The organism is Bacillus altitudinis (assembly GCF_001191605.1).
Lineage (GTDB): Bacteria > Bacillota > Bacilli > Bacillales > Bacillaceae > Bacillus > Bacillus altitudinis.
Window position 1 is genome coordinate 1,572,704 of sequence record NZ_CP009108.1, and the last position, 12,517, is coordinate 1,585,220.

Sequence of the window (12,517 nt, forward strand, 5' to 3'; positions counted from 1 at the left end):
GTAAAGTTAGACTATATGAAAATTGACGGAAACGTGATAGGAGGATCAGGATGGCATTTGATGAACCAATGCATTCAGATTTACAAAAAATCGTAGATAACATCAATAAAGTGATGGTAGGGAAAAAAGATATTGCGATATTAAGCCTTGTTGCGATTTTGGCGAAGGGGCATGTGCTATTAGAGGATGTGCCTGGCGTTGGGAAGACCATGATGGTTCGTGCTCTGGCAAAATCCATTGGGTGTGAGTTTAAGCGAATTCAATTTACGCCTGACCTTTTGCCTTCAGATGTAACAGGTGTGTCGATTTATAATAAAAAGACAAACGAGTTTGAATTTAGACAAGGACCGATTATGGGGCAGATTATTTTGGCTGATGAAATCAACCGAACCTCTCCTAAAACACAATCAGCCCTTCTTGAAGCGATGGAAGAAGGCAGTGTGACAGTGGACGGAGAAACGATGCCGCTGGCAGATCCTTTCTTTGTGATGGCAACGCAAAATCCAGTGGAGTATGAGGGAACCTATCCACTTCCAGAAGCGCAAATGGACCGTTTCTTATTTAAGCTGCAGATGGGGTATCCAACCATGCTGGAGGAGCTTGAGGTGCTGAATTTGCAGGAGAAACAATCGCCAATTGACACGCTTCAGGCAGTCATGACAAAAGATCATATCCATGCTTTGCAACAAGCGGTTCAGACCGTACATGTGGATGCGTCGATTAAAGAATATATTGTCGAAATCGCCCAAGCGACGCGAAATCATCCGTCTGTCTATTTAGGCGTGAGCCCAAGGGGTTCAATTGCATTGATGAAAGCGGCTCAGGCGTATGCGCTGATGAACAGGCGGGATTATGTGATTCCTGATGATGTACAGTATTTGGCGCCTTACACATTGCCGCATCGCATGATTTTGACATCAGAAGCAACATATGAAGGGAAGAAGGCGGAGACACTGTTGCGACAGATGATTGAGCATATTGGCGTACCAGTTCAAAAGTCGATGACTCAATGAAGTCACGTAATCGTTTAGCCGTTTCATTATGGTTACGGGTGATGATGCTCGTCATTCTCACGGCAGCAGTCTTTTGCTATGCCATGTTTCAGGGCGGCTTTGTGAGCTGGTTCCTTTTTTATGCATTTTCACCATATGCTTTGTATGCTTTGCTGTTTGCCCTTGTTCCACTTCGTGCAACAGCCAAAAGGACATTACAGCATACCCGGTTAAAGGCAGGGGAAGTGCTGTCTGTGGACCTTGAAATCAAGCGGACGAATCTATTTCCGTACGTGTACGTCATACTTGAGGATGAACCGCCGGATACCTTCCATTTACAGGAACAGATTGAAATGAAGCGAATGATCTTTCCATGGTTTCGGAAAACGTGGCGATTTTCGTATCAATTCAATGACATCATGCGGGGAGAGCATCAATTGACGGCGATTAGAATCAAAACGGGTGATATGTTTGGGTTTGTGGAAAAAGAAGTGATTCTTCCACTAGAGAAAAAATTGCTTGTGTATCCGAAAATGTTGGATATTCCTGTTGAATCTGCTGCATCGGTGAATGAAAATGGAGGCAAAGCGTTGCACTCTTGGTTAAATGAACCGACAAATGTGACGACAGGTGTGCGTGAATACCAGCAAGGAGACCGTTTCGCTTGGGTGGACTGGAAGACAACAGCTAGAAGAGGTCAGCTTATGACGAAGGAGTTTGAACAGAATCAGACAAAGGATCTGGTGGTGTTTGCTGATTTTACAGATGAAGCCGCTTTTGAAACGATTGTGTCTATGTCCGCATCGGTTCTGCAAACGGCTGTGAAAAAAGGGGTGCCAGTAGGTCTTGTCCCGCTTGGGGGTCAGCACTTATTTCGAGTGGATCAAGGAGAGTGGCATTTACAGGACATGCTCTACTATTTAACAAAGGTGCAGTATCAGCCTTCTCGTGCACCTGATTATCAATCATTAACATCGAGTGAGCACCAGCAGACAGGTAAGTATGTGGTGACAGGTCATCTGCAAGAAGAGCTTGCTACCATTTTACTTGGGAATCGAAACAGAAAGAACATCACCGTTCTTTTAGTGAAGAGAGCCGTTGATCGATTGACGGCAAAAGAAAAACAGCTTGTGGACCGGCTTAAAGCTTCTGGGATACACACGACCCTTTTATTTGAGGACCGGCTGCACGAAAGAACTGTGAGGTGACAAACATTTATATGCATCAGCGGCAAAGCCGTTTTGAGTTGTTCATCTATTATGCTGTCGCATTTCTGCTGCTTTGGGAGTGGCTTCGTCCGCTTCAAGATTTTACAGAGACGAGTCATACGTCTTATTTCATCATTTTTATAGGGCTTACGTGTTTGTTTACGTTCTTTCGATTGAAGTGGTATGTGACGTTTCCTATTTGTGCTGGATTGATCTTGCTCGCATTATATTTGATTTTTTATCAATCAGAGCCAAGTTATCTGCCTGCGCTGTTTGCTGATATTAAAGATAATATTTCTTTAATGAGCATGGGCATGTGGAGTGACATGTATCCGTCTTTCCGTACATTGTTGTTTTATATTTTGCTTTGGCTACTTGTTTATTTGCTTCATTATTGGGTTGTGTATCAGCAGCGTATCTTTTTCTTTTTACTGATGACGATTGTATATGTCACGATTCTTGATACGTTTACACCTTATGATGCGACTTTTGCGATCGTTCGAATTATGGTATTTGGCTTTTGTTTGCTTGGCCTGCTCTATTTCGACCGGCTTCGTTCGGCTGAAGGTGTGCGGGTGTCACAGAAAGCGCGTCTCAATTGGTTCTTACCCATGCTGGCGCTTGTTCTTGTATCAGCATCACTCGGTGCGTCTTTGCCAAAATCTGATCCGAAATGGCCTGACCCTGTCCCGTTTTTTAAAGCGGTCACGAATCAAGATGGTTCTGCCGGACAGAATAAGGTGGGATATAGTGCGGATGATTCGTCGCTTGGGGGACCGTTTAGTGAGGACCGTACACCGGTATTTAAATGGAGCGGAAAAGAGCCGTCTTATTTTCGTGTAGAAACAAAAAGTATTTACACGGGGAAAGGCTGGGAGGATGCTTCAAATGATACGAAACCTACTCGGTTAAAAGGGAATGAAGTGCCGAACCGGTGGTTTACCAATCGCGTGAAAACAGAGGAGCATGAAACAAGAGTCGATATGGAATCAAATTATCGATTTAATCATGCTGTTTATCCGATTGGTACGGTTATGCTGACGCCAATGGAAAACATTCCACTGCAAATGATGGGCAAAACGGAGAAAATTGTCCCGTCTACTCAAAACCCGCCCAAAAATTTAGGGAACTATCGAGTCAGCTTCTTATCACCTACATTTATCCTAGAGGACTTACAGCGAATCAAAGTGCCAACCAAGCAGCAAGTGAATCAGCAGGTCGGACGTGAATACTTGCAGCTCCCATCCTCGCTGCCAGAGCGTGTGAAAACATTGGCGAACAGCTTAACGGAAACGAAGGATAATATGTATGATAAAGCAAAAGCGATCGAGGATTATTTAGGATCTGCGAAGTTTTCATATGAAACCCAACATGTCGCTGTGCCTGGGCGTAACGAAGACTATGTGGATCAGTTCTTATTTGATACGATGATTGGCTATTGTGATAACTTTTCAACCTCGATGATTGTCATGCTTCGCTCGATTGGAATTCCGGCGAGATGGGTGAAAGGATATACGTCTGGTCAGTTATATGAAACACAGATGGATGGAAACAATGTGTATGAAGTGACCAATAACAATGCCCATTCATGGGTAGAGGTGTATTTTCCAAACCGTGGTTGGGTGACTTTTGAACCGACAAAAGGGTTCACGAACCCAGAGACATTTACGAATGAAACCACGGCTAACAACGACCAAGCAGATGATCAAGAGGATGAAAAAGATCAGCCCGCATCTGATCAACAAGAAAACGAGCAGACACAGCAGCCGCAGCAACAAGAACCAGAACAGGCGGCAAAACAAGAGGAACAAGCAGCTAAAGCAAAGCCAAGTATGGTTCATGTTGGTTCAATCTTGGGCTACGCAGCAGGTGTGATTGTCTTTCTTGGTTTCATAGGCTGGATGCTTTACCGGTTCAGAGCAAGGTGGCTGCCAATCTTTATTGTGAGAAAGGTAAAACGTCTGCCAGATGAGGAAGCTTTTTTCTACGCGTATGCTGCTCTATTAAAACAGCTAAGGCGCAGAGGGATCGAGAAAAAGCCAGGCATGACGCTAAGAGAATTTGCTTCTTTGATCGATGACAAGGAAGGGAATCATCACATGTCTGAACTAACGCAGTTCTATGAGCGGGCGCTCTACAGGCGAGAAGATGCGTCGGCGCTTTGGCGGCAGTCGGTGAAGTTATGGGAAAATTTAATAAACAGGAGATAGTCTTGACCACGTACCTTCCTGTTGTTAGAATAGGTGAATATTAAAACCTTCTAAAATACATGAAATTGAAGCGTTCGGATGTGAGTCTGGGCGCTTCAAAAGCGTGATTTACACTGAGAGAGGTTTTCTCCTCTCATTTTTTCTGTGCGTTTATAAAAACTATATTGGACATAGAGGTGACACCATGACAAATTTAGTAAATGAAATGATTTTGGTTCTCGATTTCGGTAGTCAGTACAATCAGCTGATCACTCGCCGTATTCGTGAATTTGGTGTGTACAGTGAGCTTCATCCGCACACTTTAACTGCTGAAGAAATTAAAGAAATGGCGCCGAAAGGAATCATCCTTTCTGGTGGACCAAACAGTGTATATGATGAAGGATCTTTCCGCTGTGACGAAAAGATTTTTGATCTAGGCATTCCGGTTCTAGGCATTTGCTACGGCATGCAGCTGATGACTCACTATTTAGGTGGGAAAGTAGAAGCGGCAAGCCAGCGTGAATATGGAAAAGCAGACATTCATATTAACGGAACACCTGCTCTATTCAAAGACCTTCCAACGGATCAAGTCGTTTGGATGAGCCATGGTGACCTTGTCGTTGAAGTACCAGAAGGCTTTACAGTTGATGCAACAAGTGCACATTGTCCAAACTCAGCGATGAGCTTAGCTGAGAAGAATTTCTATGGCGTTCAGTTCCACCCAGAGGTACGTCACTCTGAGTACGGAAATGATCTATTGAAGAACTTTGTCTTCGGCGTATGTGAGTGCGATGGCAAATGGTCAATGGAGAACTTCATTGAAATCGAAATGCAGAAAATCCGTGAAACAGTAGGCGACAAACAAGTATTGTGCGCACTAAGCGGCGGTGTAGATTCATCTGTTGTGGCGGTATTGATCCACAAAGCCATCGGCGATCAGCTGACATGTATTTTCGTTGACCACGGTCTTCTTCGCAAAGGCGAAGCAGAAGGGGTAATGAAAACATTTAGCGAAGGTTTCAACATGAACGTGATTAAAGTAGATGCGAAAGATCGCTTCTTAAACAAGCTAAAAGGTGTGTCTGATCCTGAGCAAAAACGTAAAATCATCGGTAACGAATTCATCTATGTATTCGATGACGAGGCGGACAAGTTAAAAGGAATCGACTACTTAGCACAAGGAACGCTTTACACTGACATCATTGAGAGTGGTACAGCAACGGCACAAACAATCAAATCTCACCACAACGTTGGCGGTCTTCCAGAAGACATGCAGTTTGAATTGATTGAGCCACTTAATACGCTATTCAAGGATGAAGTCCGTGCTCTAGGGTCAGAGCTAGGTATTCCAGACGACATCGTATGGAGACAGCCATTCCCAGGTCCAGGACTAGGAATCCGTGTACTAGGTGAAATTTCTGAAGAAAAACTAGAAATCGTCCGTGAATCTGATGCGATTCTACGAGAAGAAATTGCCAACTTCGGCCTTGAGCGCGACATCTGGCAATACTTCACAGTCCTCCCAGACATCCGCAGCGTAGGTGTCATGGGTGACGCAAGAACATACGATTACACAATCGGTATCCGTGCTGTTACGTCTATTGATGGTATGACGAGTGACTGGGCAAGAATCCCTTGGGACGTGCTTGAGAAGATCTCGACTCGTATCGTGAATGAAGTGAAGCATATTAACCGCGTGGTGTATGATATTACGAGTAAGCCGCCTGCTACGATTGAGTGGGAATAAAAGTAATATATAAATTTTTAAAATAACTTGATTTAACGGTATTCGGTGGAGAATACAGCTGTTTTGATCAGTTAAAACAAGTTCGAAATGTCTACAAGATTGTTTTTTTAAATTCCCGATATTTTGGATTTCTGAAAAGCTCCAGTTTTTGAGTGACAACCTCACTATACTGGGCTTTTTTGCTTATTTTTAGAGTAATTGTATACAGGACACTATTTTTTATCTTAAGAAAAATCAAAGAGTGTAAATTCTAGGGTTTAAAATAACTTCTCTTTAAATATAATAAAGGGATGTTTCTGTTACTTCAAAATTTAGAAGTTCTTCTTTGATTATGAAAAAGTTTCTTTGTCTTTTAAAAAAATTCAAAGAGTATCCAGCTAGAAAAATACCTTGGTGATATTTAAAAACAGAAAAAAGTTGTTAAAATTATACATATTTGTTACACTTATTTTAATTGCATTTTTCTTAATGGAAAACAATAAAGTTATCAATGCAATTTGGAGTGAGAAGCTTGCGAGAAAAAGATTATTCATTATTAACAAGAGTTTTTACAAGAAAAATTTTAAATGAATTAACAAATACCACTGTTAAAATTAGTAGTACCTTTGATGAAGCTAGAAAAAAATTTATTCACTCTGATAACAATATTGAGTCAATAGCAAGTGCCTTCGAAAAGTTGTACTCTATTTTGCATCAAAACTATAGAAATGAATACTATTATAAAAACACTTTATTGAATAAGCTCTTGTTAGGAGTTCATAGTATCAATACAACTACAGCTTTAACGGAATTACCGATTGGTGATGCAAAGGCAGACTTTGTTCTAATTAATGGAAAAGCTGTAGTTTATGAAATTAAAACTGAACTAGATAATTTTGAAAGACTAGATAACCAAATTAAAAATTATTATAAAGCTTTTGACCATGTAACTATATTGACAAGCGAGTCACATGTTGAAAAAGTATCTAAAATATATAAAGATTCTTCTGTCGGGGTTTCTTTGTTGACTAGAAGAGGGACTATAAGCCCTATTTGTCCTCCAATTAAATCAAACGATAGTATTGAATTAGGAATAATGTTTGATATCCTTAGAAAAGGTGAATATGAAGACATTATTTTTAATTATTATGGGTATCTACCTAAAGTGTCGCAATTTGAATACTATAATACGTGTAAAGCTCTATTTTTAAATATAGAGCAAGACAGAGCTTATAACTATTTTATAAAAAAGTTAAAGCAACGAAACAAGGTCTCTAACCCAATTTTTTTTGATTTACCAAAATCATTAAAATCGCTAGCGTATTTCAGTAACTTAACAGACAATCAATTTACACGTCTGAAAAGAAATATATTCTAGGAGGAAAAAAATGTACTATCCATTTTTGAGGGGGAAACAGGAAGAATTATTAGCAATAAAAGAGTTACTTTTAGCTGGGAAGTTGGGAGATAGAGTAACCCCCGTAATAGAATTAGTTAAACTATCCTCTACTTTAGTAAGTACCTTAGCTGAATTTGTAAAAGCCGAAAGAAATATTTATCTCGTTATGAACCCAATTGTTGGAGAATTTGAGAATAACATGAGTGAAACTTTATTAGGAAATGAAGATGAAGATGAGGTTCGTAGAATAAAACGGTTAAATTTAATTAAAGAAAAATTCAATGTTCTACTGACTTCTGAATTTGTAAAAATAGCTCTTTATTACTGTAATGATTTCAATGGATACTTCAATAATTCTAAACTTAAATCTGAAAATGAGATCGCTATCTTACTTAAAGATGCTGGAGAGAATATGGCATTTATGCAAAGTTCTTTCATTGAAAACAATAGAATCAAATTATGTTTCACGACTGAAATTGAAGACGTTATTAATTTTACTGGTAGAGCAGTATTATGGAGAGATAGGTTTAACAAAAGAGAAAGAAATTCTGATTATCCTGAGGATGAATTTTTCTCAAAAGATCATTCAATTTATTCAACTCAAGGGTGTGTAGGTTTTTCTGACTATAGCATAGTTGACTCTGAATATGTTGATAATGGGTTTAGCCCTTACGCTATTGCTATTCATATGGTATACGAAGGAAATGAAAATAAGCACCTTAGAATTCGTCATTTCATATCTGATACAAATAATAGCCCTAAGAATCCATCACAAAAATATAAGGAAGCAACAAAAAAATTAGTTGCGTGGTGTGAACCAAATATAAGTTTAAAAACATTAGGCTATTCAAAAATAAAGGATACACATGACAAAGAGGCTTACCCAGGTCTTGGAAGTGTGAAGCGTTTTTCAATAATGCATCACCTTGAAATTACAGGAGAAGTTTTAGAAACATTGTAACCGCACTACATACAACGAACTTTATGAATGAATTTCCTTTTTTTGAAATACCTTTCGCCTCTTGAAAGGTATTTTTTGAAATTTCAGTTTCTGATTTAGAAAATGTTCAAGGAATATTTGATATTTGTTGATTGATTTTCAGGTGTGTGTTTATAAGAAAGAACCTGAGAATAAAGTGAAAGAAATATATTACATACGTTGTTCTATTAACATTGGGGGGGCTTCTGTATACCATTTCTAGACTTTACGAATTTTATTAATTACTTTCATAAGCCCCTTTATAAAAAATATCCCATTTGAAGTATACAAGAACGATCTTTTATCGACACTTTCTATAATGTGAAAAGAAACATATTCTGATTGCGGTTTTTGAATGAAATGAATATCCGTTTTCATTTGTTTTATTCATAATCTCTCTTCAAAATCGAATACATATACACATCATCGAATCCCTTTTGACCCAATTCATAATCTCTTAATAAACCCTCTCGCACAAAATCAATCTTCTCTAATAGTTGAACAGAGGATGTATTTGCTGGATCAATAATGGCTTCAATCCGGTTCAAATTCATCTCCTGAAATCCATATCTCAATACAGCAGTAATCGCTTCCTTCATGATGCCTTTTCTCCAATGATCGTGGTGTAATTCATAGCCAATTTCCGTACGGTGGTGCTGTTTTTCTAGATTGAGAAAGCCGCAGCTGCCGATGATCGCAGGGTTGTCTTTTAAAGAAATGCCCCAGCGGATGCCTGTTTGTTCATTGAAGATATTGTCATACCACTTGATTTCACCTTTTGTGTCTTCGATGGTTTCATGTGCATCAATGCCCATATAGCGGCACACGCTTTCATTGGATAAGTAGACGTGCATATCCTCGGCATCTGCGATCGTCGCTTGTTTTAAGATTAGTCTTTCGGTCTGTATCGTTGGAAATGATTGTGGAAATATCAACTTATGTCTAGTCATATGTATCTCCTATAGTTTATTTTATTTAAATTATACCTGTATTGGTACAATTTGTGGAATGCTCTGATATAATATGAATTTAACATTGGGGTAATCATGTACATTCGAATTTTACTAAAAAAAAAAGAGGATAAAAGAAATGGGCATTTTTCTGATCATGATTTGTATCATGATGATCACCGTATCTTTAATGATTTATTTATTTAAAAAGGGAGCCTTTCGTTCTAAGGTGTTAGTGATAATAGGTTCTGTTTTAGGTGGAGCCATACTAGTTGTCTGGATAGCTATGTTTTTTAATTTTCACTCTATCACTTTAACAGATGAATCGATAGGTCATTTTAAGATCGGTCAAACATTTAAGGGAGATCATCATTTTGTTGAGAATTCTCAATTCTCTCATCAAAAACAGACGGTCTACATGGAAAAAGAAAATGAAGATTTTGTCGTATCAGTTGATCAACATCATCGAGTAACATCTATTTACAATCAGTCAACTCAAAAAAGTTTTCAAACATCTAAGGGTGTTACAATTGGTGCAGATTATTCATCTGTGATACAAATGTATGGAAATCAATTCAAGCAGCTTTGGTTTGTCGAAGGGTATAGCAAAGGTATACAATACCAAGATCAATCAAATGGCATCATTTTGGAGTTCTTTTTCAATGACGAGACACTAGCACTCATTGAACTTCGCAGTAAGCGGGAGTGAAATAGTAGAAAGTAAAAACGAGCATTCTATTGAAGTGCTCGTCTTTATGTTGTTTTTTCATAACATGCCTTACAATAAAAAACCCCTTCATTTCTCAGCCAAGCCTTCACCTCTGTCATCCCTCGTCTCTTTGGATAGACCAGCTTAACGTACACTTCTTCGTTACCTTCTATTTTTTTCTGACAGCTAGCACACGTGGGTTCTTCAAATAAAAACAATCAATATCCTCCTCTTTGTAGATATTTCTTCCATTATATCAAAAGTTCAATACGATCTTTGCGGCCTATCCTTCACTTTCTCTATTTTTGTCCGACATATGTTGAGTAAAAGAAATTTCTGTTTGTTGAAACCGTTTGTGAGAAAGTGTGCTCTAACAGGTGTAGGAGGTGTGGATGAGATGAAGCAAGTGCGTCTAATTAAAAAAGCACAAAAAGGGAATGTCCCGGCATTTGAGACATTAATGCTGATGTATCAAGAGCGTTTATATAAAACGGCTTTTCTCTATACAAGAAATAAAGAGGATTCGTTAGATGCTGTTCAGGAGACGGTCATTAAAGCATTTAAACATTTATCTGGATTAAAAGAACCGGCTTATTTTTCTACATGGCTGACTAGGATTTTGATTCATACGATTTTTGCGATGAAGAAAAAGCAGCAAGATGTTGTTCCGTTTGAACAGCAGCATGAGAGCGTTGAGCGGCATGATTTTTTGGAAGACAAGCTCGATTTAAAAAATGCACTAGATGTATTAGATGAGCAATATCAGCTCGTGATTCAGCTATTTTATTTTCAAGATTATTCGATTTCAATGATTTCTGAACAGATGGGTGTGCCCGAAGGAACGGTCAAAACTCATTTGTATCGAGCAAGAAAGTTATTAAAGCAAACATTGGAGAAGGAGGAGAGTGTCGATGGAACGAAAAGAAATGAAAAAGCATTATGAAGAGATTGATGTACCAAAAGTTGAATTGACCTCTGCAATTCGTCAAGCAATGGGAGATGTGAAAGCGGAAAAGAAAAGACGGTGGTTCACATGGAATTGGAGAACGCCAATATATTCTGCCATCGTACTAATCGTTCTTTATTTTTCATCAGGCTTCATTTTTCCTTCTCTTAATACAGCGATGGCTCGAGTGCCACTTGTTGGACAGTTATATATGATGTTTCACGATAAAGTAGGAATGTCTCTTTTTCAGAGTGAGTTGGTGAAGCATGTCAATGAGGGAGCTGAATCAAGAGGGGTTACTGTGAAAGTGAACAGTGTGTATTATGATGCCGGGCGGCTTGTTTATACGTTTACTGTGGAGAACTTCCATACAAATGAAGATTTTATACCGATCAAAATTGATTCAGATCAGATCAATGAAAATTTCCAACCAGATACAAGTGGTCCAGAGTTGAAAAAACTAAAAGATGGTCGATATGCTGGACGAATAGAATTCTATACAAATGGACAAATGATTAAGCAAGGTCAAAAAGCACAACTCGTGATATCGAAAATTGGAGATATTGTAGGGAATTGGCGCTTTGAGTTACCTGTGGTTAAGCAAAAAACCACCTTATTAGCAGGACAAAAAGAAGCATCTATTCTAAATGGACGTTATCAAGTGAAAGATATCAAGGTGGAAAATGGAGTGAATTCCTCTGTGATTCAATATGCGATTGATTACAATGGTGTCGCAAAAGATGATGATATCACTCTAGATAGCATGAGAGATAATTTGGGAAATGAGTACAGGCTTATGAATGGAGCAACATTAAAGGAAAAACAACTTTCAACTAAAAAAACTAGACAAAATGCTTTGACCATTTTGGATAAGCCAATTGCTTCAAACACTACTGAACTGACATTTTATATTAATGGGATATATGAACATGAAGAAAGCAAAATCATTTCACTCCAGAATCAGCTGCCTGTTCAGTTCAGAACAAAGCACCATGGAATTGGGATTAAAATCAATAAAATAAAGCAAAAAGGGCGTTCTTTAACAGTTGATTATCAATTTACTGGAGTAGACCAGGAAAAATTAGATGAGGCTGATATGAAGAGTGTTGGTGGAGCAATTGGATTAGGCGATGTGAAAAAAATGCAATCATGGTCCAATCCTGAAGTAAATTACGAAAACGGATATTATTTGAAGGGGAACAATGCGAAGGTGACCAATTTAAAGACAGCTTCTATGCAATCCACTTTTGATTTTGATGTGAAGGAGTTAGACAAACTATCATTAAACCATTTTTCATTTAAGGATTATGGGCTTTATCTTAATTTGTCAGATCTGAATCTGTTGGCATCACAAAAAGAAATAAAGGTAACCATTCCAGTCAAAAAAGAAACATCAAAAGCTAGTCAATAAGTAAGAAA

11 protein-coding genes are annotated in these 12,517 nt (G+C 38.5%); 9 read left to right on the forward strand and 2 right to left on the reverse strand.

From position 1 onward, the window contains the following. Positions 1 to 50: 50 nt before the first annotated feature. From ID12_RS07940 to ID12_RS07965, 6 genes are all read left to right on the forward strand, one after another. Entirely contained in the window at positions 51 to 1,013 is a 963-nt protein-coding gene (locus ID12_RS07940; RefSeq protein WP_046526943.1) for an AAA family ATPase, read from the forward strand. Then, positions 1,010 to 2,200 carry a DUF58 domain-containing protein gene (locus ID12_RS07945; protein ID WP_050827011.1) on the forward strand — a complete coding sequence of 397 codons (1,191 nt, stop codon included), beginning with the start codon at positions 1,010 to 1,012 and terminating at the stop codon, positions 2,198 to 2,200. Before ID12_RS07940 ends, ID12_RS07945 begins: the two co-directional genes overlap by 4 nt. Before the next feature lie 11 nt (positions 2,201 to 2,211). Beyond that, entirely contained in the window at positions 2,212 to 4,410 is a 2,199-nt protein-coding gene (locus tag ID12_RS07950) for a transglutaminase TgpA family protein (protein WP_050827012.1), read from the forward strand. Between the two features lie 184 nt (positions 4,411 to 4,594). Continuing rightward, positions 4,595 to 6,136, forward strand: coding sequence for a glutamine-hydrolyzing GMP synthase (gene guaA / locus ID12_RS07955; RefSeq protein ID WP_017359841.1), 1,542 nt, complete (start codon positions 4,595 to 4,597; stop codon positions 6,134 to 6,136). 511 nt (positions 6,137 to 6,647) lie between these two features. Next, positions 6,648 to 7,493 carry a sce7726 family protein gene (locus ID12_RS07960; RefSeq protein ID WP_080987781.1) on the forward strand — a complete coding sequence of 282 codons (846 nt, stop codon included), beginning with the start codon at positions 6,648 to 6,650 and terminating at the stop codon, positions 7,491 to 7,493. 10 nt (positions 7,494 to 7,503) lie between these two features. Next, on the forward strand, positions 7,504 to 8,475 hold the full coding sequence (locus ID12_RS07965) for a sce7725 family protein (protein WP_050827014.1): 972 nt from the start codon (positions 7,504 to 7,506) through the stop codon (positions 8,473 to 8,475). A gap of 401 nt (positions 8,476 to 8,876) precedes the next feature. Here ID12_RS07965 and ID12_RS07970 read toward each other — a convergent pair whose 3' ends face one another. Next, positions 8,877 to 9,443, reverse strand: a complete 567-nt coding sequence (locus ID12_RS07970) for a GNAT family N-acetyltransferase (protein WP_050827015.1) — start codon at positions 9,441 to 9,443, stop codon at positions 8,877 to 8,879. Between the two features lie 139 nt (positions 9,444 to 9,582). Here ID12_RS07970 and ID12_RS07975 point away from each other — a divergent pair, with 139 nt between their 5' ends. Further along, complete coding sequence (locus tag ID12_RS07975) at positions 9,583 to 10,152, forward strand: hypothetical protein (protein WP_017359832.1); 570 nt, start codon at positions 9,583 to 9,585, stop codon at positions 10,150 to 10,152. A gap of 44 nt (positions 10,153 to 10,196) precedes the next feature. Here ID12_RS07975 and ID12_RS19520 read toward each other — a convergent pair whose 3' ends face one another. Next, positions 10,197 to 10,370, reverse strand: coding sequence for a hypothetical protein (locus ID12_RS19520; protein ID WP_050827016.1), 174 nt, complete (start codon positions 10,368 to 10,370; stop codon positions 10,197 to 10,199). A gap of 179 nt (positions 10,371 to 10,549) precedes the next feature. On the opposite strand from ID12_RS19520, the gene ID12_RS07985 reads away from it, so the two are divergent. Both ID12_RS07985 and ID12_RS07990 read left to right on the forward strand, forming a co-directional pair. Next, complete coding sequence (locus ID12_RS07985; RefSeq protein ID WP_047946429.1) at positions 10,550 to 11,095, forward strand: sigma-70 family RNA polymerase sigma factor; 546 nt, start codon at positions 10,550 to 10,552, stop codon at positions 11,093 to 11,095. Further along, positions 11,064 to 12,509: a DUF4179 domain-containing protein gene (locus ID12_RS07990; protein WP_050827017.1), complete on the forward strand. Its 1,446-nt coding sequence runs from the start codon at positions 11,064 to 11,066 to the stop codon at positions 12,507 to 12,509. Before ID12_RS07985 ends, ID12_RS07990 begins: the two co-directional genes overlap by 32 nt. Positions 12,510 to 12,517: the final 8 nt, after the last annotated feature.